At 63.5% G+C, this 23044-nt stretch carries 18 protein-coding genes; 9 read left to right on the plus strand and 9 right to left on the minus strand.

The features are described 5' to 3' along the window. Positions 1–7 precede the first annotated feature (7 nt). Positions 8–1843 carry a DUF6765 family protein gene (locus HMPREF0326_RS03935; protein WP_020990230.1) on the plus strand — a complete coding sequence of 612 codons (1836 nt, stop codon included), beginning with the start codon at positions 8–10 and terminating at the stop codon, positions 1841–1843. Positions 1844–1901: 58 nt separating this feature from the next. Then, positions 1902–3335 carry a hypothetical protein gene (locus HMPREF0326_RS03940; RefSeq protein WP_008683073.1) on the plus strand — a complete coding sequence of 478 codons (1434 nt, stop codon included), beginning with the start codon at positions 1902–1904 and terminating at the stop codon, positions 3333–3335. Here the strand turns inward: HMPREF0326_RS03940 and HMPREF0326_RS15865 are convergent. Then, positions 3251–3730, minus strand: a complete 480-nt coding sequence (locus tag HMPREF0326_RS15865; RefSeq protein WP_008683076.1) for a hypothetical protein — start codon at positions 3728–3730, stop codon at positions 3251–3253. The genes HMPREF0326_RS03940 and HMPREF0326_RS15865 overlap by 85 nt on opposite strands. 299 nt (positions 3731–4029) lie before the next feature. On the opposite strand from HMPREF0326_RS15865, the gene HMPREF0326_RS03950 reads away from it, so the two are divergent. The 5 genes from HMPREF0326_RS03950 (at position 4030) to HMPREF0326_RS03970 (ending at position 10643) form a co-directional block, all read left to right on the plus strand. Continuing rightward, positions 4030–6210, plus strand: a complete 2181-nt coding sequence (locus tag HMPREF0326_RS03950) for a ribonuclease catalytic domain-containing protein (RefSeq protein ID WP_008683078.1) — start codon at positions 4030–4032, stop codon at positions 6208–6210. 340 nt (positions 6211–6550) lie between these two features. Then, positions 6551–7150 carry a glycerol-3-phosphate 1-O-acyltransferase PlsY gene (gene plsY, locus HMPREF0326_RS03955; RefSeq protein ID WP_020990231.1) on the plus strand — a complete coding sequence of 200 codons (600 nt, stop codon included), beginning with the start codon at positions 6551–6553 and terminating at the stop codon, positions 7148–7150. 9 nt (positions 7151–7159) lie between these two features. Beyond that, positions 7160–8605, plus strand: a complete 1446-nt coding sequence (gene thrC, locus HMPREF0326_RS03960) for a threonine synthase (RefSeq protein WP_008683082.1) — start codon at positions 7160–7162, stop codon at positions 8603–8605. 66 nt (positions 8606–8671) lie between these two features. Continuing rightward, the gene (locus tag HMPREF0326_RS03965; protein WP_020990232.1) at positions 8672–9787 is read left to right on the plus strand and encodes a hypothetical protein; all 1116 of its coding nucleotides are present in this window, start codon (positions 8672–8674) and stop codon (positions 9785–9787) included. Then, entirely contained in the window at positions 9765–10643 is an 879-nt protein-coding gene (locus HMPREF0326_RS03970) for an SDR family oxidoreductase (RefSeq protein WP_008683086.1), read from the plus strand. The genes HMPREF0326_RS03965 and HMPREF0326_RS03970 overlap by 23 nt, the downstream gene beginning before the upstream one ends. Before the next feature lie 118 nt (positions 10644–10761). On the opposite strand, the gene HMPREF0326_RS03975 is transcribed toward HMPREF0326_RS03970, so the two are convergent. From HMPREF0326_RS03975 to HMPREF0326_RS04000, 6 genes are all read right to left on the minus strand, one after another. Then, on the minus strand, positions 10762–11490 hold the full coding sequence (locus HMPREF0326_RS03975; protein WP_020990233.1) for an aspartate/glutamate racemase family protein: 729 nt from the start codon (positions 11488–11490) through the stop codon (positions 10762–10764). Between the two features lie 186 nt (positions 11491–11676). After that, positions 11677–13110, minus strand: a complete 1434-nt coding sequence (locus tag HMPREF0326_RS03980) for a sodium:solute symporter family protein (RefSeq protein ID WP_009302513.1) — start codon at positions 13108–13110, stop codon at positions 11677–11679. Positions 13111–13298: 188 nt separating this feature from the next. Further along, complete coding sequence (locus HMPREF0326_RS03985; protein ID WP_020990234.1) at positions 13299–14687, minus strand: (2Fe-2S)-binding protein; 1389 nt, start codon at positions 14685–14687, stop codon at positions 13299–13301. Then, a complete protein-coding gene (locus tag HMPREF0326_RS03990; RefSeq protein WP_008683094.1) occupies positions 14687–14968 on the minus strand; it encodes a (2Fe-2S)-binding protein in 282 nt (93 codons plus the stop codon). The genes HMPREF0326_RS03985 and HMPREF0326_RS03990 overlap by 1 nt, the downstream gene beginning before the upstream one ends. An 11-nt stretch (positions 14969–14979) precedes the next feature. Then, on the minus strand, positions 14980–16113 hold the full coding sequence (locus HMPREF0326_RS03995; RefSeq protein WP_008683096.1) for an NAD(P)/FAD-dependent oxidoreductase: 1134 nt from the start codon (positions 16111–16113) through the stop codon (positions 14980–14982). A 25-nt stretch (positions 16114–16138) separates the two neighbouring features. Beyond that, complete coding sequence (locus HMPREF0326_RS04000) at positions 16139–16522, minus strand: RidA family protein (RefSeq protein WP_008683098.1); 384 nt, start codon at positions 16520–16522, stop codon at positions 16139–16141. 348 nt (positions 16523–16870) lie between these two features. Between HMPREF0326_RS04000 and HMPREF0326_RS04005 the strand changes: the two genes are divergently transcribed. Then, a complete protein-coding gene (locus HMPREF0326_RS04005; protein WP_008683100.1) occupies positions 16871–18796 on the plus strand; it encodes a sigma-54-dependent Fis family transcriptional regulator in 1926 nt (641 codons plus the stop codon). A gap of 194 nt (positions 18797–18990) precedes the next feature. Continuing rightward, on the plus strand, positions 18991–19515 hold the full coding sequence (locus HMPREF0326_RS04010; RefSeq protein ID WP_009302516.1) for a DUF2179 domain-containing protein: 525 nt from the start codon (positions 18991–18993) through the stop codon (positions 19513–19515). 69 nt (positions 19516–19584) lie between these two features. On the opposite strand, the gene mgtA is transcribed toward HMPREF0326_RS04010, so the two are convergent. Together mgtA and HMPREF0326_RS04020 are read right to left on the minus strand one after the other, a co-directional pair. After that, positions 19585–22371, minus strand: a complete 2787-nt coding sequence (gene mgtA, locus HMPREF0326_RS04015; protein ID WP_008683109.1) for a magnesium-translocating P-type ATPase — start codon at positions 22369–22371, stop codon at positions 19585–19587. A 239-nt stretch (positions 22372–22610) separates the two neighbouring features. Continuing rightward, positions 22611–23042, minus strand: coding sequence for a C-GCAxxG-C-C family protein (locus HMPREF0326_RS04020; RefSeq protein ID WP_008683111.1), 432 nt, complete (start codon positions 23040–23042; stop codon positions 22611–22613). Between the last annotated feature and the right edge of the window lie 2 nt (positions 23043–23044).

Genomic DNA, 23044 nt, shown 5'->3' on the forward strand with positions numbered 1-23044 from the left:
CATGCGTATGAACAAGGATTTTCATTATTACGGTACCTATGCGGCAGCCCGGCTTGCCGGATACAGCGCGCAGGACGCTCTTGTCATCGCCCGGAGCGCCGGATTCGTGGACGAATGCACTCTGGACGTCCTGCGGGCCGTCATGGAGGAGGCTGACGGGCATGAAGCGCTCAAGGGCCTGCACGATGATCCCGCTTCCATTATCCCCACGGCCCACAGCGACGCCGCCATACGGGCAGGCAACAGGGAATGGAGCACGGCCTTCCTTGACGAAGTGTTGCGCACCTGGCCCTGCTTTCATTATCTGCCCGGCAACTTCAGCGCGCACGGAAGCGTGCTTGAATATCAGGGCGCGACCTTAGACCTGGGCACGTATTCCATCTGGTATTACGATGAGGAAGCGCGAGAACAGTTCAAACTTCTCTGTCTGCCCAACAGCCCAACTGTCAAGGGTATGGTCAATATCCTCAAGCAAAAACGAGCTTCCCATCTGCATGCCGTCGGTCTGTGCATGCATGTGCTGGCCGACACATGGGCGCATCAGTATTTTGCAGGCATCCCGGCCTGGTTCATGAATGATGTGCAGATGGAGGACATGAAAATTCAGGATCTCACGCCTCCGGAACCAAAGTGGTATGATGATCTGGTGCCCCTGCTGCAAGATAATCCGCATTATAATTCCATGGCCTTTCTCGGGCATGCTCTGGCCGGGCATCAGCCCGATTATGCCTGCCAGTCTTTTTCCATGAAAGCCCAATGGGCGAAGAAGAAACTGAAGCGGGACAACCCGTCGCTTTTCATGAGCGCTTTCAAACAGATGCTCTATGCCCTGCAATGCATCAACAGTACCATTTCCGGAGATTTTGATCTGAATACATACGCGGATCTCGGGCACGACAGCATTTCCACAGATAAGAATGCGGAACTGATCGATAACGTTCTGCGTTCCGGAAAGAGCGATCAATCTCGGGAGTGGTGCAACTGCCTGCTTTTCCTCAGTCTGAGGGACGGCGGCATAAATCCGCCCGAGGTGGCAACGCTGCGACGTTGTGAGAATGACTGGGGCCAGGGCAGCATCAGCCCGGAAGATCTGGCCGCGTTTCAGGAGGCCGCGAAAGCCCATCTGCAAGATGTCAAGGCGATTCTGGCCGGGCACCGGATATTCCTTGACGATATTCCGCCGGAGCGCGTCGTGCCATTGCGCTTGCAACTTGCGCTTAAAATGCCGGCTTCCGACGATGCCGCAATGGGCAGGAAGATTCTGGCCGACTTGCTCAGGAAGGTCTGGATCGAGCAGGGACGGAGCGCTTCCGTCAGAGACAGGATGGAAAAGAGGGCCCTGGCCGGGGCGGAGCGGATATCCCTTTCCGGCACTTGTCTGACGTGTCCCACCATGGGGGAAAAGCCGGTTGTTCTGGAAGCCGTCCTGCCCGGCGATCCGGCGACGCCCGGCACACTGAAGGCGGGCCAGGCGGTGAAGCTGCGCCTCCCTCCGATGCCGCAGGCGGACAAGGAACATGTCTATCTGTGCGCCTGGGAGCGGTCGTACGTTTTTTGCTGGGCGCGGGACTGGCATATATCGGGCCAGAAATGGGTGTTCGAACAGAAAAGATGTCTGCCGGACGGCTCCATAGACATCGCCGCTCCGCTCTGCGTCAAAAACGTCCTTTATGCGGATCAGCCGTATCTGGGGCCGCACAGGGACAGCCCGTGGCTGACATTCAGCAAGAACGAGATTTTCTGGAAGGTCACGCCGGTTTTTGCGACTGCCGCCCCATCCACTGTCAAAGCGGCGGACCATGCCGGTGAAGAGACGGAAACCGCTGCTCCTGAGCCTGAATAATCAACGCGTCCGCAGGGACGCGACAAGATGCGGCCATGCGCCGGTTGGAGAATAATTCATGAAAGTCATGCTTGTCACCAATAAATCCGCTCTGACTGAGAAATACGGATCCGATCGTGACGCCGTGCTGAACCTCCTGGTGGAATTGAACAACCATCATAAAAAGACGGATCCGGAAAGTACGCTTTATTGCATTGATGATCGGATCGATATGGAGAATATCGCCCCCCCTGTGCGGGACAATAACAAGGCGCAGACAAAAGCGGCCGTGGACGCCATTTTTGACAAGAAAAATCCCGATTGCGTGGTTCTTGTCGGCGCGGGCGACATTGTCGCCTTTCAGGAGTTGAAAGACCCGACGGATGACGCGAAAGTGATCCAGAGTGACCTGCCGTATGCCTGCGCCTACCCGTGTTCTGACGATGTACGGCATTTCCTTGATCCGAAGCGGATTGTGACCAGGATTCCCGATGTGGTGAACGACGCCGCGGAAGGAAAGCTGGTGCTGGAGAATGCCGTGCAGCAGGCCATGAGCCCGGGCAAGACCGCGCCCGAGTATGCGGAGGAGCCGTGGGCCGTATGCACCCAGCGCCGCGAGCCTGCCCTGAAGGGACTGCTGCACTTGGTGTACGGCGCGAACAAGTCGTATGCCACTTGTCCGCACAACGGCCCGTGCTGGGATACTGTCACATCCTATAGACGGAAGGTCCACGCACACGTGCTGCACGGCGGGGTCCGCTCCACCTTTCTGGTAGGGGAGAGCAACGGCGATCCGTCTGTCCGCTATGAGGCCGTGCACGTCGGTATGCTGGACGCGGCCCTGGAGGATGGCGTTATTTTGTTGGAAAGAGCCTGCCACGGCGCGCAGCTTTTTGATCCGCAAAAATGCGGTAAAGGAAAGGGTCTACCCCTGGCCAACGTGTATCTGAAGCGGAAAGCCTGGGCCGTGATCGGGAGCACAACGAGCAATTACAGCCATGAAACGAGCATGTTCTTTGCGGATTACCTTGTGGGCTATTTCGGAAAATATCTGCTGGAACCAGGAACATCCATCGGCAAGGCCTTCCTGAAAGCCAGAGAACAGACAATCAGGGATTGGGGCGGCCCATGGGACAAATTCAAATTGAAGATTCTGGCCGGTACGGTGGTCTATGGCGACGCCTCCAAGGTTGTCATAGAAAAAATGGACAAAAAGGAGGGTGCAATGGCGGATGAAAAACAGGCCGCATCACATGTGGTGCCGGTTGAGGCCAAGGATGCCCGGATGCCGGAAGCGGTGAGAAACCAGATCCGCGTCGTCCTGAAAACAAAGGGATTTGACCCTGAAGCCGTTGTGACGGCTTCCAGGCTGGCGGCCCTTGAGGAAGGCGCCGAGGAGTCGAACCGCCCGGGCGAAAAGTGGCAGTATTATATACAGCAGCGTGACAAATGGCTGCTGATTACCACGGAGGACAATAATGTGACCGCTGTGGAGGAAATCCACGAGGGATAGCGCACGGTATGGTTGAAAACACACAGCCGGTGTTCTCCCGTATGTGGCGGAGAAAACCGGCTGTGTGTTTTTTGCGGGGCCGCGGCCAGGCGCCCGGCGTCGCGCGGAGACCCCAGGCGCAGCAGGGATTCCAGCGTGTCTTGGGCCTGCGGAAAGCTCCGTCTCAGGGCCCGGCAGAAATCGCGCCAGAACGCGTCCTCGCTGTTGCCCATCACCGAGGTCCAGACCTGCCGGATCTCGCGCTTGCCCAGGACGTCGCGCGCGGCCACGGTTTTGCCGTAGCCCATGGGCGCTTCGATCAGGGTCAGGGGCCGGGAAAAAATGCCTTCCAGGGCTTGGTGCAGGCGGGGTCTGAAATAGAGGACGGCGGTATTCAGGGGAAAAGCGGCGGGCATGGGCGCTCCGGGTTCAGGGCGACGGGCAGGGCAACAGGCGTGGGCAAGCGGGGGCGGGGCGGGGGCGATTTCAGCGTACTCTGAAACGTGCGGGGAAGGAAGCCTCGGATTGCGCCGGCCCGATCCGGCCCGATCCAGGCGCGATGCGGGGAGAGCCCGCAGAACCCCATCCGAGCGGCAAGCCGCAGGCGCGTCCGCGCTGGCAGGGGCTCTCACCGCCCAGGGCTTGCCAGAACGGCAAAAATGCTGGATTCTCTGCGTCAGGCTGTCATGAGGATGTTCGGACTAAAGGAGCGTTTATGCCGGGTTGTGTGCGCTATCCCGCGCCGGGCTGCATTGTGGAATATATGGAGGGCAATGCCGTCCAGATCGCCATGGTCACCGAAGAAGCCGGGGGCCGCCTGCGCCTTTTGCTGCCCAATCGGCGGGAAACGCGGCTGACGGCGGCGCGCCTGCTGCCCTGGCTCGGGCCGCTGCACGCGGCCGACGCGGGCCGGGAAGGGGCGGTGCGCCTGCTGGAAACACACAAAAAGGCCAGGGAGGAACTGGCCGCCGCGGTGCCGGTCATGGACGCCTGGGAACTGGCCCAGGGCGAAGTGGCGACGGCCCAGGCCCAATGGTTTGCCGAGCTCTTTGTCAGCGACCCCGATCCGGACCAGGTGTCCGCTTACGGCCGCGCGCTGCTGGCCTGCAAAAGCCATTTTCGTTTCCAGCCGCCGGATTTTCAGGTCTTTTCCGCTGAAACCGTGGAAAAGCGCCTGGCCGAGCAGAAAAGCCGGGAGGAACGCGAGGCGCTTATCGCGGGCGGGGCGGCTTTTTTCCGCCTGCTCTGGGATGTGGCCTGCAAAAAGCGTCCTCTGCCGCCCCCGCCCGCCCTCTCCGGACTGTCCGGCGCGGAAAGCGGTTCGGAATGGCCCGCGCCCGAAGTGGCGGACCGCCTCAAAGAGCTGCTGCGCGCCCGGATGATTGATCCGGAAAGCCAGGAGCATGAAGCGCTCTGGCGCATGCTCGCCAAGGGCCTGCCCGACGTGCCGCATCTGCCCCTGCAACTGCTGGTCGCCTGGGGCGAGTTGCCGCCGCACTACAATTTCTGGCTGGACCGGGCCGACTACGCGCCGGACGATACATGGTGGCAGGAGCGCGCCGACGAGGTGGAGGCCCTGGCGCGGGCGGCCTGCGGGGACGACCCGGCAGCGGCGGACCTGCCGCTCTGCGAGCTGCCCTTTGTGAGCATTGACAGCGCCAGCACCCGCGATGTGGACGATGCCTTTTTCGTCCAGAGCGACGGCGCGGGGTGCAGCCTGACCCTGGCCCTGGCCTGTCCGGCCCTGCTCTGGCCCTTCGGCGGGCCGCTGGACAAGGCCGTGCTGCACCGGGGCACCAGCATTTATCTGCCGGAAGGCACATGCCACATGCTGCCCGAGACGCTGGGCACCGGGGCCTTTTCCCTGCTGGCGGGCGAGCCGCGTCCGGCGCTCTGCGTGCGGGTGGTTGTGGACAGCGAAGGCCAGGCGGGCGCGTGCGAGGTTTTTGTCGCCAGGGCGCGTCTGGCCGCCAACCTGACCTACAAGGACAGCCAGGCCGTGCTGGACGCCCTGGCCGCGCAAGGGCGGGTGGAAACGTCCGGCGGCGCGGAGGCGGCTCTTCCGGACAATCCCGCCGCGCTCCACGCGGAGCAACTGCGCCTGGGCCTGGATCTGGCCCGGCGGCGGCAGAAGGCACGCATCGCGGCCGGAGCCGTGATCATGGACCGGCCCGATCCGGTGATCCGCCTGGAAGGTGAAGGCGCGGAACTGCGCGTGGACGTGTCCCCGGACGATCCGGCCCCGGATGCCCAGATGCTGGTGGCGGAAACCATGATTCTGGCCAGCGCCGCCGTGGCCGAATGGGCGCGGGAGCGTGGGCTGCCCATGCTCCACCGGACCCAGGACGTGGCCCTGCCCAAGGAATACGCGGGCGTCTGGACCGCGCCCCAGGACATGGCCCGGATCATGCGGGCGCTGACGCCCTCCAGCCTGGAACTCCAGGCCCGGCCCCACGCGGCTCTGGGCCTGCCCCGCTACACCCCTGTGACTTCGCCTTTGCGCCGCTACCCGGACCTTGTCAACGAGGCCCAGGTGGTGCATTTTCTGCGCGCCGGGCAGGCACGCTGGGATGAAAGCGGGCTGGCGGAACTGCTGAACAGCCTTTCGCCCGTGCTGGAAGCCGCCGGGCAGGTGCAGCGCTTCCGGCCCCGCTACTGGAAGCTGCTTTTCTTCCGCCAGAAGGGGGACAAGGCCTGGTGGCCCGGTGTGATCACCGAGGAGAACGACGCCTTTGTCAGCGTGAGCCTGCCGGATCAGGGCATTTTCGTGCGCGGCAAGCGCCGGATGTTCGACGAGCGGGCCTGTCCAGGCATGGCCGTGGAAGTGCGCCTGGGCAAGGTGCATCCGCTGTATAATGAGATACAGATCGTGGAGGCCGCCACCCTGGAAGGGTAGACCCGCCAGGCTGGCGCAACTGAAAGTTATTGAAAGACAGCAGGGTACACTCAGGAAATATAATTCTGAATGTTGCCCGGCATTGTTGGGCAAAGCCTCCTTTACTCCGCCGGAGCGTAGCGGAGGCGGATGGCTGGTGCCGGGGGAATCCGGCGGAGAATAAGATTTTCGTGCGCTGTCGAGGAATCCGACGTTTTTCGCGCGCAGCGTACTCAGGTACGTGAGCAGCAAAAAATGCCGGATGACGCGGGCGGCGTGCGTGAGGTTGTTCTCCCCGGAGAATCACGGCGGGCAAGATACGCCTGCCTTGGGTCAGTCCGGTTTTCGGGAGGAGAAAAACATGCTTGTGCAGGCACTCTGGATAGCGGTGGCCTATGTGCTGGGTTCCGTGCCCTGGGGACTGGTCATCGCCAAAACCTTCTGCGGCATTGACCCCCGCACGGACGGCAGCCGCAGCACCGGGGCCACCAACGTCTCCCGGCTCTGCGGTTTCGGCTGGGGCGTGGCAACCCTGCTCTGCGACGTGCTCAAAGGCGCGTTGCCGGTCTGGGCCGCGCTGGCCATCAATCCGTCCCCTGTCTTTGTCAGCCTGACCGGCCTGGCCTGCGTGCTGGGGCATGTCTTTTCCTGCTTCATGAAGTTCAAGGGCGGCAAGGCCGTGGCCACCAGCATCGGCGTGTTTCTGCCCCTGGCCTTCTGGCAGTTGCTTATCGCCGCCGCGCTCTGCCTGCTGGTGATCTGGCGCAGCGGCTATGTCTCCCTGGGGTCCCTGACCCTGGTGGCGGCCCTGCCCCTGCTTCTGCTGCTCAGCGGCATCTGGAGCTGGCTGCCCTTGAGTCTCTGTCTGCTGGCCCTGGTGGTCTGGAAGCACCGCGAGAACATCGCCCGCCTGCGGGCCGGGACGGAAAAAAGCTGGTTGAAGAGCAAACACAAGGAGTGATGCCGCACTATGTCCCATTCTGATTTTCCGGCCTATCGCGGCCGCATGGAATATGTCTGTCTGGACTGCGGGGCGCGTTATCCCGGCGACAGCCTGCTCTACACCTGCCCGCAGTGCGGCGGCGTGTTCCTGCTGGAAAACCTGGACTTCGAGCGCCTGAAAGAGCGCGGCGGCGCGGCCTGGCGGGAGCTGTTCGATGCCCGCGCGGCCACGCGCGACACGGCGCTCAAGGGCATTTTTCGCTATTACGAACTGCTGGCCCCGCTGCTGGAACAAGAGGACATCGTCTACCTGGGCGAAGGCCTGACCCCCATCGTGGAGGCCGCGCCCGCCCTGCGGGACCGCGTGGGCCTGCCCTTCGCCTACAAGAACGACGGCCAGAATCCCAGCGCTTCCTTCAAGGACCGGGGCATGGCCTGCGCCTTCAGCTATCTGAAATGGCTCTGCCGCCGTCACGAGTGGGACGAGGTGCTCACGGTCTGCGCCTCCACAGGCGACACCTCAGCGGCAGCGGCCCTGTACGCGGCCTATGTGGGCGCGCCGCTCAAGTCCGTGGTGCTGCTGCCCCACGGCAAGGTCACGCCCCAGCAGCTCTCGCAGCCCTTGGGCAGCGGAGCCACGGTACTGGAACTGCCCGGCGTGTTCGACGACTGCATGAAGGTGGTGGAACATCTGGCGGAAAACTACCGCGTGGCCCTGCTCAATTCCAAGAACAGCTGGCGCATTCTGGGCCAGGAATCCTACGCCTATGAAGTGGCCCAGTGGTACGGCTGGGACGTGGCCGATCTCTGCCTTTTTGTGCCCATCGGCAACGCGGGCAATGTCACGGCAATCATGTCCGGCTTTCTTAAAATGCTGGACCTGGGCATCATCACGAGCCTGCCGCGCGTCTTCGGCGTGCAGTCCGAACACGCGGACCCGGTCTGGCGCTACTATGCCGCGCCCAAAGAGACCCGCCACTGGCAGCCGGTGACGGTCACGCCCAGCGTGGCCCAGGCCGCCATGATCGGCAATCCCGTGTCTTTCCCGCGCGTGCGGCGGCTGGCCGAGCGCTTTGTGGAGGCGGGCGGGGAAACGGCCTTCCAGGTGGTCCAGGTCACGGAACAGCAGATCATGGACGCCATGATCCAGGCCAACCGCCACGGGCACATCGCCTGCACCCAGGGCGGCGAATGCCTGGCTGGCCTGTTGAACGCCCGCGCGCTGGGGCTCATCGGCGGCGACGAGCACGCGGTGCTGGACGCCACGGCCCACAGCCTGAAGTTCGCGGGCTTTCAGGACATGTATTTCAACGATGCCTTTCCGCCGGAATACGGGGTCACGCCGGACAAGAGCCTGGCGAACCGGCCCGAACTGCTGTTGCCGGAAAGCGCGCGCCAGGGCCGGGACGTGGCCGAATTCGCCCGCCTGGGCGCCGAGGCCGTGGTGGAACGGTTGGGGCTGAAGAGGAAATAGGCCGCGAGGAGGATTGGAGAGCATCCTCGCGTGCTGAACAACTCATGAGACTTCTTGGGAGAGCGCATGAGCAACAGCCTACGCGCGGCCCTGCCCTATGTGAATACAAAAGCGGCCGTCTTGGTCACGCTGGCCGTCAACATGCTGGCCGCCGTGATTTTCTGGCCCGGCGGCGGCATGGGTCTTGGCGGGCTGGCTCGGGACGCGTTTTTTTGTGGCCTGATAACGTCCGTGGTCACCACCGCCTGCGTGTGGCGGATCATGAGCGGGCTGGCTCGGCGCGGTCTCTTGCCGGTCCCCCCGACGGAAAGTCGGCTGATGCGCCTGCTGCCCCGGCGTGCCGTGCCTTTTGCGGCGCTGTGCGCCGCGCTGTTCACGCCTCTTACCGTTCTACTCACCACCTCCATTTGCCGTTTTTACGGACTGGAGAGACTGGATTTCGACCAATTTTTGCTTTTCAAGCTGATCTATTCCCTCATTCTGAGCGCGAAGATCGCGGAATTCGCGGTCTATCGCTATATTCAGCGCGATTGCCGCGCTAGTGCCCTGGCCTGTCCGCATGAAGGCATAGATCCGTCTGCGGTCAAAGCGCCGCTGCCGAAAATCGGTTACGTGCTGGAAGCGTTGGACAGCGTGGTCATCAATCTCGGCTTCGCTTTGATAGCCGGAGCCCTTTTGGGCGGCGTGGAGGTACGGGAGCGAGTCTTGCTGGTCCTGCCCACCCGCCTGGAGTTCGTGTATATTCCGGGGTTGATCATGGGGTGCATCCTCGCCCTTCGCATAGTGCCCGTGACAGCACGCAAAATTTTGCTGGCGCGGCGCAACGAGGAAGTGCTCTGCAGCCCGTCCACTCTGTCGCCGCTCCGGCGTCTGCCCGCTGACCCTCGGCTTCTGACCCTGTGTTTTGCCGTTGCCCTGATGCCCCTGACGGCATTTGTTTTCTGGTTCTTCATGTGGTTTTTCGATCTCGCCGTGCTGGATCTTTATCGCTTCGCGCTTCTGCAGACCGTCTACGGGTTGTTGATCGCCAAACCCGTGACGGCCTTGGTGGCCCGGCGTTGCCTGCTGTCCAATTGCGCGCCGGAGAAAAACGGGAATCTGAAACCGCAACAGGCGGCGGGCATTGCGGATCCCGCTGGAACATGTCGGGAGGGAACTCATGAACGCGTATTTCAAAGATAAGGTGGCCGTGGTCACGGGCGCGGCATCGGGCTTCGGGCTGGCTATGTCCCGGCGTCTGCTGCGCGACGGTGTCAAGGCCGTCTTTATGGCGGATCGCGACGAGGATGAGGCGGTACGCCGGGCTGGGGAGCTGGACGCCGTTTTTCCGGGGGCGGCGCGGGCCGTATCCGTTGACGTGACACGAGAAGAAAAGGTGCTGGATCTACTGCGGCAGGCGGTGGACTTTGCCGGGCATCTGGATTTCGTGTTCAACAACGCTGGCAGGCCTATGACCCGTCCCACGGAAGAGATTTCTTTCGCGGAATGGCGCAAACTGGTAGATTTGAATCTCATGGGCGTGGTCTATGGAACCTGCGGCGCGCTGCCTCTCATGCTGGCCCAAGGTTCCGGACATATCGTCAACATGGCCTCGGCTGGCGGCCTTCTGCCGCCGCCCTATCAGGCCGCCTACGCCGCCACCAAGAGTGCAATCATCACCATGACCCGCTGCCTGCACTACGAATACAGGCCGCGCGGCCTTGATTTCAGCGTGATCTGCCCCAGCAACGTACGAACGCCCATTTTTCTGCGCGAGGCAGAAGAACTGCCGGAATTCCAGAACCTGTCGGCGGCGGAAAGGCAGGTCCTCATGGATAAAATCACGCCGCCGGACGCCGTGGATCTGGACGAGGCTGTGGAGTGCATTTTCAGCGGCCTTGAAAATAAGGAGCTGGAAATCGTCTTTCCTCAGACCGTGCGGGAGCTGGACGCGCTGTTTCATATGGACCGGTCGGCCTTTGATCGTTGGGCTTTTGCTTTGGGGGAAGAGAGGCGGCAAGCCTTTGCCGCGGATCAGGCGGAATTGCGGAAAAAATAAGCGTACGGGAATTCCGCCTGACTGTGATCATTTTCTGGTTGCTCATCCTTGCCCCTTCCGCGTTGTCAGCAAAATGAGTTTGACGTTTGAAGGCTTGAGTAAAAAGCGTGTTGAAACTTTATGTCAGGCCTTGATCCCACTTCCTGCGGCACACCGCATGGGCCGCGTATTCCACCAACCCGCAGATGTCGTAGACCGGGATGCCCGTCGCCTTCTGAATAGGTTCGGCAAAAGCCGAGAGATCCGTGCATTCCAGCAGCAGGGCGTCCAGGGCCTGCGTCCGCGCGAAGGCTTTTGCCGTGCCGACGATTTCCTGTTCCAGGCGGTCCAGGTCAAAATCGTGTCGCTTGTTTTCCAATATGGTTTCCCGGAATTCGGGCTGCTCGTCCATGCCCTGAATGCGCACCGCGTCCCTGCTCGAGGCGCAGGCCGCGAAAAGCTCCGGCGTGAGCGCTGCGGCGCTGGCCGTGAGCACGCCGATGACCGCGTTTTCTCCGTGCAGCAGGCGCAGCAGCGGCAACTGCACGAGGCTTGAGAGCAGTACCGGCACCTTGAGTTCCCGCGCGATCTGCCCCTGGAAGCGGGCCATGAAGCCGCAGGAACCGGTGACGGCGCGCACGCCGTCGGCTTCCAGTTCCCGCGCGGCCTGCACAAAGGGCTCCAGCAACTCGGGCGTGGGATTGAACAACAGGCGCGGGACGTCCACGCCCGTGATGACCCGCGTCACCACCGGAAAGCCGAAGGTCAGGGGATTGCGCAGATGCCCCCTGGGTTTGGGAAAGAGAGAATCCAGGCAGAGCACGCCCACGGGCGTGTCATAGTATCGTGTGCCGCCTTTCAGAATCATGGCCGTCTCCTTGCAACGCGGAAGAAGCGCGGAAAATCAGTTTTTGCGCAGATCGCGGACCCAGCCGATGATGCCGAAAAAGACCCAGACGCCGCAGGCGATGTTCAGCACAAAGGATGTATAGATCAGTATCTTGGTGAATTCCAGCATGGGAGTCTCCTGAATGATTGCGTGAACGGGCTCGGATTACAGTTGTTCCGGGGCGTACATGCCGCTTCGGGGCGGGCGATTTTTCATGAGCTGGTGGATGACAAAGAGGACCAGGCAGTTGATGCCCATGCCCACCAGGTTGGCCGGAATGCCGAAGGGCTCGCCCAGCACTTTGTCGCTCCACAGCAGGTAGCTCAGGCCGCCGATGACCATGGCGGGCGCGCCCGCGTAGGGCGAAATCCTGCCCCAGAGGAGGCCGCAGAGCAGGGGCGGAATGATGGTGGAGGGCCAGAGTTTGAAGACATAGAGCATCAGGCCGAAGACGTCCTGAAAGGTAATGGCCGCCAGAATGGCCCCGCCGCCCACCACCAGGGTGGAAAGGCGTGACTGGCGCAGCATCTGGGCCTGGGTCGCCTGGGGATTGATGAACTTGTTGTAGATGTCGCGCGTGTAGGAGACGCAGGCGGTGTTGATGAAGGCTGCGGCCGAGCTCATCACGGCGGCCAGCAGGGCGGCCAGCACCAGGCCCGTGATGCCCACGGGCAGCACGTCGCGGATCAGGTTGGTGAAGGCCAGATCCGGCTTGACGTCGGGTTGCAGGGCCATGGAGGCCAGGCCGATGCCCGCCGTGGTGGCCAGGAAGAAGATCCAGTGCACGGAGAAGATCAGCACGCCCGCCTTGCTGTCCTTGGCCGACTTGGTGGAGGCATAGCGCTGGATGAAGTAGGGCGCGCAGAATTCGCCGAACAGGAAGCCGAAAAAGAGGCTGACGACCTGGATGGGTGACCAGTCCGCGAAGATTTTGAGATTGTCGACATAGGCGGGCGCGGCCTGAAGGTTGGCCATCATGACGTCGAAACCGCCGGCGTGGTCAATGGCCAGCCAGCCGCAGAGGCTTATGCCCACAATAATGATCACGTACTGGATGGCGTCGGTCATGGTCACGCCGAGCATGCCGCCGCAGCAGGTGTAGGCGAGGGTGATGGCCGAGGAGATCAGGGCCGCCGGGATCAGGTCGATGCCGGTGGCCGTCTGCATGATCGCGCCCATGGCCAGAATCTGCACGCCGAACAGCCCGAGGCAGAAGAGAAAGGAAACCACGGCGGACACAAGCCGCCCGGCATGGCCGTAGTAGAGGCCGCAGAGGTCGCCCAGGCCGTAGACGTTTTTGATGTTGTGCACGCGCCCGGCGATGTACAGGCCGGAGAAAATCTGGTTGATGACCACGCCCATCAACCCGGCGAAAACCACAATGCCCGTGGTGTGCATGAAGGCCACCCGGCCGATGGTGGCACCGCCGCCGCAGAGCGTGGCCGCGATGGCCGCGAAAAAGATGCTCATGGGCAGGCCGCGCCCGGCCACGGCGTAGTCGTCGAAGTTGGAGACCTTTTTCATGGCCCACCAGCCGATGTAAACGACCACGAAAAGGTAGAGGATGATGATGGAATAATCTATCCAGTTAATGGGCATGTCCGTCACTCCTGGGGGTTCGGGCAATTTCACTTTGAAACGGCCCTGGTGGCTGCGGAAGCAGCCGCCCGACGCGTGGGCGTATGCGCAATCCATTTGCGCGGATAAACGCCGAAGCGGGCCTGCTTCAAATTCCGGGGATATATATTCTCAAAAGCTTTTCTCTTTACTCTTGCGCGGGATGGCGATCATTCCGGCGCGTGGAGATTGCAGTAGGTTTCAAGTTTCACGGGGCGGAAGGGGCTGCGCATGTGCAGGCAGCCCACGGCGTCGGGCCGCGCGCCCTGCGCCGCCGCCGTAATCTCCGCCAGGGCCGGGCCGCACATGCGCCCCTGGCATTGGCCCATGCCGCAACGGGTCACGCGCTTGACTTCGTTGACCTCGAGGAAGCCCTCGGCCACGGCCTTGCGGATGGCGCCCGCGCTGACGCACTCACAGCGGCAGACCAAGGTTTCGTCCGGCACGTCGAAAATCTTCGGGTCAGGCGCGAAGACGTAACGCAAAAAGCCGCGCGCCGCGCGCAGCACGGCCAGTTTGCGCCGGGCCTTGGCCGCGCGGCGTCCGGCTTCGGCCGGGGAGATGACGCCCAGCCGCCGGGCAGCGTCGATGCCGGCCAGCCGGCCCTTGAGGCGGCTGGCGTCGCCGCCGTGCACATAGGCGCCGTCGCCCGCCACATACAGGCCGTCCAGGCTGGTGCGACCGTTGGCGTCCACGTCCGGATACCAGCAGCGCTGGACCCGGTCCCAGCGCAGGCGCGCGCCCAGGGCGTTACAGATCTGGACGCGGGGGATGATGCCCTCATGGCGCAGCAGCACGGCGGCCGGAAGTTCCCTCGTTTCGCCCTTGACGGTATAGGAAACCTTTTCCAGGCTGTCCGCGCCCAGAGCCCGGATGTCCCGCGCGTTGCGGATGACGGGCACTCCGCCCCTGAGCACGCGCAGGGCCATGCGCAGGCCTTTTCCCAGATAGGGCGGGTCCAGCAGGGCGGCGGGCATGGCCGCGCCGGAGAGCAGACGTTGCGACAGGCTGCCCGTATCCAGCCAGGCCGCGATACGCACGCCCGCGTCCAGCAGATGCCCGGCCAGCAGAAGCAGCAGGGGGCCGTTGCCCGCCAGCACCACGGGGGCGCCCTTGTCCGCCGTGAGGCTGCCACCGGAGCGCAGCAGAATGTCCGCTCCGCCCGCGCCCATGACGCCGGGCAGGGTCCAGCCCGGAAAGGGCACGGGCCGTTCCATGCCGCCGGGGGCCAGAATGACGTTGGCCGCGCTCAAACGTTGCGGCACATTGTCCACGCTGAAGGAAAGGCAGCGTCCTTCCATGCCCCAGACCACGGCGCGCGGCACGTATGTCGCGCCGCTGCCGCGGAAATCCTCCACCAGGCGCAGGCCCGTTTCACGTTCCCTGGGGTCCATGAGGGCCTGGGCCAGGGGGCTTTCCACATTGCGCAGCAACTGCCCGCCCGGCGCGGCCTGCTCGTCCAGCAGGGTCACCGTCAGGCCGCAGGAACGCGCCGCGCAGGCCGCGGCAAGACCGGCCGGGCCCGCGCCGACAATGACGACATCCGTATGCTTGTCCATCACTTGTCCTCCGGGGGCGTCTGCCGGTTCACGACCATGCCTTCCCGCACGGGCACCAGGCAGGACTGGACGTCGGCTTCGCCGTCGATTTCCATGAGGCATTCAAAACAGACGCCCATCAGGCAATAGGGCGCGCGCGGGCTGTGGTCCACGGGATGTGTCGCGGTACGCCCGGCGTGGGCGTGCCCCAGCACGGCGGCGGCCACGCTGATGCCCGCCGGAACGTCCAGGGCCCGCCCGTCAAAGATGATGCGCACAGTGGCTGTGTTGGCGTTGTGCATGAAAACTCCTTTCAGCAGGCGAAGCCGAAGCGTTTGAGCGTCATGCCGCGCGCGGTTTCGGGCAGCTCCCCGCCCAGAATGAAATCGGGCAGCAGACGGCTGTGCGCGGCGGCCATGGTCACGGCGCTGTGGGTATTGATCAGGCTCACCTGGGGGTGGCCGGGCAGGTGGCTGTAAATGGCCATATTGTCTTCCGGCATGACGCGCAGGCCGGACCAGGTCCGGATCAGGCGTTTTTTCGCCAGTTCCGGCCAGACCCGCATGGCCCAGCGGCCTTCCGTGGCCACCGAGGCGGGAACAACGCCGCTGTCGTGTCCCACGCGTTCATGCTTGAAGCCGATGATCACCGTGCCGCCGAAGGTCTGGGTGGCCCCCAGCACCGGAATGGGCATGACCATGGGCAGGCGTTCCACCAGCAGCACCTGGCCCTTGTCCGGATAGACCGGCAGATCCGGCACGGCGAAACGGGCGAAGCGCCGGTTTGCCAGGCCGGCGGCCAGCACCAGGCGGCGGCAGAAATAGTCCCCGTTGCGGGTGGTGACGCGGTAGCCGCCCGCATGGGGGGTCACGTCGAGCACCATGGTTTCCACGTATTCGGCCCCCAGCCGGGGCAGAGCCGCCCGGTAGGCGCGCAACAGGGCCAGCGGGTCGATGACGCCGTCCTCCTCACACCAGGCCGCGCCGCAGACCTCCGGACCAAAGGGGATTTTGGGCAGCTTTTTTTCCAGCTCGCCGCGTTCGATCACGGCCCCCCGGTATTCGCCCAGAGCTTCGCGCAGCTTGACGATGTAGTCGGCGCGCTTCTGAAAATCCTCCGCGCCGAGCACCGGAATCAGGCCGCCCGTGAAGTTCACGGGCACGCGCAGGCCGGAGATTTCTTCCAGTTCCCGGACCAGTTCCGGAAAGAGCCGCGAGGACATGAAGCCCCAGCGGGCGTATTCCGGCAGATGCAGGAATTTGGACTGGCACCAGATCAGCCCCACATTGGTGCGCGAGGCCATGTTGGTGCGGGTGGGCGCGTCCAGCACCGTGACCTTGCAGCCCTTTCCGGCCAGTCCGAAAGCCAGGGCCGCGCCGGAAATGCCGCCGCCCACGATGACGACGTCGCGTTCTCCGGATTTTCTTGACGGCGTTTTTTTGTCCATGCTTCGCCTCCCGGCGGCGGTTTGCTCAGGCCTTGTCCCTGTAAGCGATGCAGTCCACTTCCACGCGCAGATCGCTCATCATGGCGGCCTGCACGCAGACCCGGGCCGGGGCGTGCTCCGGCGTGAAAAATTCCGCGTAGACCTTGTTGAACTGGGCGAAGTCGCGCGGGTCGTCGACGAAGACGTTCACCCGCACCACGTCTTCCAGGCCGTAGCCCGCCAGGGCCAGGGCCGCCTTGAGGTTGTTGAGGGCCGCGCGGGCCTGCACGGTCATGCTGCCGGAAACGATTTCGCCGTCGGCGGCGCGGGGCACCTGACCGCTGACGTAGAGCCAGCCGTCCGCGCCCGCGGCCTTGGAAAAGGGCAGCGCGCCCGCTTTGGCCGGAGTTCCGTAACGTGTGATGGGCATGTTTCCTCCCTAAAATATTTTGCGCTTGAAATTATCGCTTAACGGCGAAGTACATTCGCCTTGCGATAATTTCGCGCTCCGGACAGGCCGGGGCAGGGCGCGCATTCGGGAGAGGAAAAGCAGGGACCATGCCAACTTTGATTTGAAGTATTTTTATTAGTATTTTAAGTGTGTTATGGTTGATGCTGATAAAAAGAGGTCATGGTTATGTAATAAAACGTGACAACCTGTGAAAAAAGAAGCACGTTGAGATCAGCATCAGCCGCGAATGCAGCCGGTCCGGGCGCGCATTTTCACATTTGAGTGTAATAAAACATTACATGTATTCTTTTATTACAAGGACAGCCCATGCTCAGCCAGATGTCCGCCATTCCGAACCTTGAGGAACTTATCCGGCGTTCGCACGCGCGTTCCGCGCGCTACGGCCTGGACCCGCATCTGGACGGCGCGCCCGAGGCCGGAGGCCTGAGCGCGGCGGGTCTGCGCAAGCGGATCAACGGGCAAAGGGAGTTCTTTGACCTGGCCCGGGCGCAGATCGACACGCTCTACGGCCTGCTCAAAGGCACGGGTTTCTGCATGGCCCTGGCCGACAGTGAGGGGTATGTGCTCTACGTGGTGGGGGATGCGGAACTGGTGGAGCATTTCAAACGGCGGCGCTGCCTGCCCGGCTACCGCTGGCTGGAGCGCGACGTGGGCACCTGCGCCATCGGTCTGGCCCTGGAGGAGAAGGTGCCGGTTTTTCTGCCCGGCGACGCCATGTTTTCGGCTGAGGCCCGCCGCTTGAGCAATGCGGGCGCGCCGGTTTTCGCGCCGGACGGCGGCGCGGTGCTGGGGGCCATTTCGCTCAGCGGCGAGTCGGCCATGATGCATGTGCACACCCTGGGCCTGGTGCGCCAGGCCGCGGAAACCGTGACCTCCCAGTTGCGCGAGCGGGAGCGCATGCGGGATCTGGCCACCACCAACCAGTATTTGCGCGCCCTCATCGAATCCGACTCGCGGGGCATTGTGACTGTGGACTCGCACGGCCGCATCGTGCAGACCAACCGCAGCGCCCGGCGGCTCTTCAATCTGCCCGCCTCGCCCGCCGGGCGGGATTTCGAGGACTTTACCGGCGGCCGCAGCGGCGTGCTGGAGCATCTTGCCACGGGCAAAAGTTTCAGGGCGCGCGAAATTCTCGCCCGGCACAGCGGCATGACGCATTTCGCTTCCTTTGACCCCATCTGCATGAGCAACGGCGAAGTGGCGGGCGGCCTGCTCACCGTGCAGGAAAAAAAGGAAGTCATGGGCATGGCCGTGGAAGTGACCGGCAGCCACGCCCATTTCACCTTTGATTCCATTCTGGGGTCCAGCGCCTGCCTGGGGCAGGCCCTGCGCCACGCGCGCATCGCGGCGGCCAGTACGGCCCCGGTGCTGCTCTGCGGCGAAACGGGCACGGGCAAGGAGCTCTTCGCCCAGGCCATCCATAACGGCGGGGAGCGGCGCAACCGGCCCTTTGTGGCCATCAACTGCGGGGCCATTCCCAAGGAACTCCTGGAAAGTGAGCTGTTCGGCTATGAGGATGGGGCCTTTACCGGCGCGCGCAAGGGCGGGCGGCCCGGCAAGTTCGAGCTGGCCGATTCGGGCACGCTTTTTCTGGACGAAATCGGGGACATGCCCTTTGACATGCAGGTCAAGCTGCTGCGCGTGCTCCAGACCGGCGAGATCCAGCGCGTGGGCGGCCTGCGTACCGTGCCTGTGGACCTGCGCGTCATTTCGGCCACCAACAAGGATCTGAGGCAGGCCATCGAACAGCAGAAATTTCGCGCGGATCTCTATTACCGCATCAGCACTCTGAACATCCTTGTGCCGCCCTTGCGCGAGCGGCCGGAAGACATTCTGCCCCTGGCCGAGTATTTCATCCAGCGGCACAGGCTGCGCCTGAACAAACCCACGGCGGTCCTGCCGCCGGACACCGCCGCCATGCTCACGGCCCATGCCTGGCCCGGCAACGTCCGCCAGCTGGAAAGCGCGGTGGAGCGCGCCATGCATCTGGCCGAGGGCGGCGATCTGCTGGCCGAGCATTTCGGCATCGCCGGGCTGGAGCGGCCCCGGCAGGCGGCTCCATCGGAACCGTCCGGCGGCACCGGCCAGGGCACCCTGGAAGACCTGGAGCAGCGGGCCGTGGCCGAAGCTCTGGCCCGGCACAACGGCAATATCAGGGCCGCGTCCCGCGCCCTGGGCGTCAGCCGCCCCACGCTCTACCGGAAACTGAAGAAAATGGCGGCCCGGGACTGAAGCCGGGCCGCGTCGGAGTCGTCCGCCCCGGTTTTGCACGGCCGCCTGATTGCCAAAATGCGGCGTTCTGGTAGCATTGCCACAAACACATCGTCAGGTTGGGCATTTCAACTCAAAGTTAATCTGCTCCAGGGACGAACTTTTCAGCCGGGATATCCGCACTATCCCGGCTTTACATATTCAGTGAGGATGCCATGACACTCTTGGGAATGCATTTGGATTTGGCGGGAGCGCTGCTGATTTTCTGCCTGCGTCTCGCGGACGTGACTCTGGGTACGGTCAGAACCGTCCTGGTCATGCGCGGCGTGCGTTTTGTGGCGGCCCTGGTGGGCTTTTTCGAGATCATCATCTGGGTGGTCGCCATCTCACGGGTCATGGCGCATCTGGACAATGTCTTCAACATCATTGCCTATGCCGGTGGCTACAGTTGCGGCATTCTGATGGGTATTTTCGTGGAAGAGCGCCTGGCTCTGGGCATCACCGTCGTCAATATCGTGGCGCCCGAGGACGACGAGCACCTTGCCGCCGTGTTGCGCAAAGCCGGTTTCGGCGTAACCCGGCTTGAGGCCTTCGGCATGCATGACGAAATGCACTTCTTGCGGGTGGTCTTGCCGCGCCGCAAGGTCAACAGCCTGGTGCGCCTGTGCAAGAAACTTTCGCCCAAGAGCTTTCTTACCATTGAGGATGTGCGCAGCGCGCACGGCGGCTATCTGCCGTAGGAGCTGTTTCTAAACGCGCGGTGCGGATTTCCGTGGAAAATCCGCACCGCGAAGAACCCACTTCAGCTTCTACAGCAGCTCGCCGTGACGCCGGATGTAAGCCCGCTTCACCACGGTGGTCAGCAGCATATAGCCCAGAATCATGCCGCCCAGCCAGGGGAAATACCCGGCGGGCAGGGCCGCCATGTCCAGGCCCCGGCCCAGGGAGGTGAAGGGGATGACCGTGCCCACGGCAATGCCCAGGCTGGTCAGGAGTGTCAACTGCCAGGACGCCCGGCTCTCCACGAAGGGCAGCTTGGGCGTGCGGATCATGTGAACGACCAGGGTCTGGGACCAGAGCGATTCCACAAACCAGCCCGCCTGGAACAGCGCCGCGAAGGCGGCCTGCCCGGCCGGGTCCAGGCTGTGCCAGGGACCGCCCAGAACCGCCGGGCAGATCAGCCGGTACATCAGGACAAAGGTCAGAAGGTCGAAAATCGAGCTGGTGGGTCCGAGCCAGAGCATGAAGGAGCTGATGGAATCGGCGTCCCAGGTACGGGGTTGGCGCAGGAATTCCTCGTCCACATTGTCCCATGGAATGGTGGTGCAGGACAGATCGTAGATCAGGTTGAGCACCAGAATCTGCAGGGGCGTCATGGGCAGGAAGGGCAGAAAGACGCTGGCCGCCAACACCGAGAACATATTCCCGAAATTGGAACTCACCGTCATCTTGATGTACTTGATGATGTTGGCGTAGGTGCGGCGTCCTTCAATGACCCCGGCCTCCAGCACGGTGAGATCCTTTTCCAGCAGGATCACGCCCGCCGACTCGCGGGCCACGTCCACGGCGGTGTCCACGGAAATACCCACGTCGGCGGTGCGCATGGCCGCCGCGTCGTTGATGCCGTCGCCCATGAAGCCCGTCACATGGCCGTTGCCGCGCAGGCAGGCCACAATGCGCGCCTTCTGCTGCGGGCTGAGTTTGGCGAAGATATCCACCCGCTCTACTTCCTGTCGAAGGCGCTCGTCGTCCATGTCCGCCAGATCCGCGCCCAGCAGCACGCGTTCGGCGGGTAGGCCCACCTGGCGGCAGATGCTGCGGGTCACGGCGTCGTTGTCGCCGGTGAGCACCTTGACGCGCACCCCGTAGTCGCGCAGGGCGGCCACGGCCTGGGCCGCCGATTCCTTGGGCGGGTCCAGAAAGGCCAGATAGCCCATGAGCACCATGTCGGCCTCGTCGGCTACAGAAAAGCTCCGGCCGCCGTCCGGCAGGGCTTTCCGGGCCACGCCCAGCACGCGCAGGCCGTCGGCATTGTAGCGGAGGGTGCGGGCCAGGATTTCCTCCCGCAGTTCCGGGGTCAGCGGTTCCACCTGGCCGTGGTATTCGGCCCAGGTGCAGACGGACAGCATTTCCTCCAACGCGCCCTTGGTGATCATCCGGGTCTTGCCCCGGTGGTCGGCGACGACCACGCTCATGCGGCGGCGGAAGAAATCAAAGGGGATTTCATCCACTTTGACGTAGTCCCGCCGCAGGGTGAGCATGTCCAGGTCGTCGGCATGGTCCATAATGGCCACATCCAGCAGGTTTTTCAGACCGGTCTGGAACCAGCTGTTCAGAAAGGCGTGGCGCAGCACGCGCTCGTCCTCGTTGCCGTGCACGTCCAGGGAATATTCCAGAATGATCTTGTCCCTGGTCAGGGTGCCGGTCTTGTCCGTGCAGAGCACGTCCATGGCCCCCAGGTTCTGGATGGCGTCCAGCCGCCGCACGATGACCTTTTTGCGGGCCATGAAGGCCGCGCCGCGCACCAGATTGGCGGAAACCACGGTGGGCAGCATTTCCGGCGTCAGGCCTACGGCCACGGACAGGGCGAAGAGCGCGGCCTCCACCCAGTCGCCCTTGGTGAAGCCGTTGATGAAAAAGACAATGGGCACCATGCAGGCCATGAAACGGATCAGCAGCCAGGACACGGCGCTGACGCCCCTGTCGAAACTGGTGCGGGTGGTGGTGTCGGCGATCTGGCGGGCCAGGGAACCGAACAGTGTGGCGTTGCCCACGGCCAGCACCAGGGCCAGGGCCGAACCGCTGACCACGTTGCTGCCCATGAAGGCCAGGTCGGCGCAATCCAGCGGGCTCTGAGGCGGACTGTCCGGGGCGTCCGGAGAGGCGTCCGGCAGACCGGCGAATTTTTCCACCGGCTCGCTTTCGCCGGTCAGGGAGGACTGGCTGATGAAGAGATCCTTGGCCTCCAGAATCCGCAGATCCGCCGGGATCATGTCCCCGGCGGCCAGACGGACCACATCGCCGGGCACCAGCTCGCTGATGGGCCGTTCGCCGCCCCGGCCGTCGCGCAGTACGTCGATGGTGGTGTTGACCATGGATTCCAGACGGGCCACGGCGTCGCCGGAGCGGGCCTCCTGCACGAAGCGCAGCGTGCCGCTGATCAGCACCATGCCGCCCACGATGAGCACGGCCGTGAGATCCTTTTCACCGGCGGCGGCCAGCAGATAGTCGGTAATGAAGGAAATGGCCGCGAGCAGCAGCAGAACCACGCTGAAGGGATTGAGAAAGGCCCTGAGCAGTCGCAGGGCCAGAGGTTCCCGGCGGCTGCGGATCAGACGGTTTTCACCGTGGCGCCGGCGCAGGGCCGGGATTTGCGCGCTGTTCAGCCCCTGCATGGACGAGTTGTAGGCGCGCAACAGGGCGTCCGGCTGCTGCCGGGCGGCTTCAAGCAGGTTTTGCGAGGCGGCGCGCTTCGGCGCTGCCGGGGTATGGGGGCGTCCGACGCCGCGCGCGGCGCGGTCCGCACGGGACAGCGGGCGGGACGACGGACGCGGGGGACGAAACAGGGCTTTCAGAGTCGTGAAAAAGGAAAACATGGGAACCTCCTGGGACCGGCGCGGGACGCGTCGCTCTCAAGAGGCGTTCAGCGGAGGAGAGCGGGCGCGGGCAGGCCGGCGGGATTATGCGTGCCGGGTTCAGGTGCGGGAAAGTTGGGACTGTCGGATGACATAAGGTCGTGCTCCTTTGTGCTGCGGAAACAAGGCATAGTGATTACTGATTAAGGGAAAACGCCTGGAACGTCAAATCGGGGCAGGGCCCGCGATCCATTCTCCGATCAGCGCAACGCCGCCACAAAATCATGGAGCAGGCGGACAGCCTCCACGGTCAGCCCCTCGCAGAGATGCGGCGGATCGCTTTTCTGAAAGCCGCCGGGCCGCAGCACCCGGCAATCGATCCCGCCGAAATGCTTCTGGAAGGCAGCGGTATAGCGGCCGCAGACGGCGCAGACTTCCTTCTCGGTCTTGCCCAGGAACGACGCATGGATTCCAAGGAAGAGCAGCGCGCCCTCCAGCAGGCCGCACTGGCAGCCCATGCGTCCGGCTCCGTTCAGGCCGATGGCCGCGCGGTCTAGCTGCGGGTCCAGGGGCAGATCGAACAGGCGGCTCATGCAGTACAGGGTGGTGCGGGCACAGTTGATGTCCCTGTCCCAGTAACAGGCGCGGACCATTTCCGCGATCCGCCGGTCGGTTTCCTGATGCGCGTCCATAA

The organism is Desulfovibrio sp. 3_1_syn3, from assembly GCF_000145315.2.
GTDB lineage: Bacteria > Desulfobacterota > Desulfovibrionia > Desulfovibrionales > Desulfovibrionaceae > Desulfovibrio > Desulfovibrio fairfieldensis.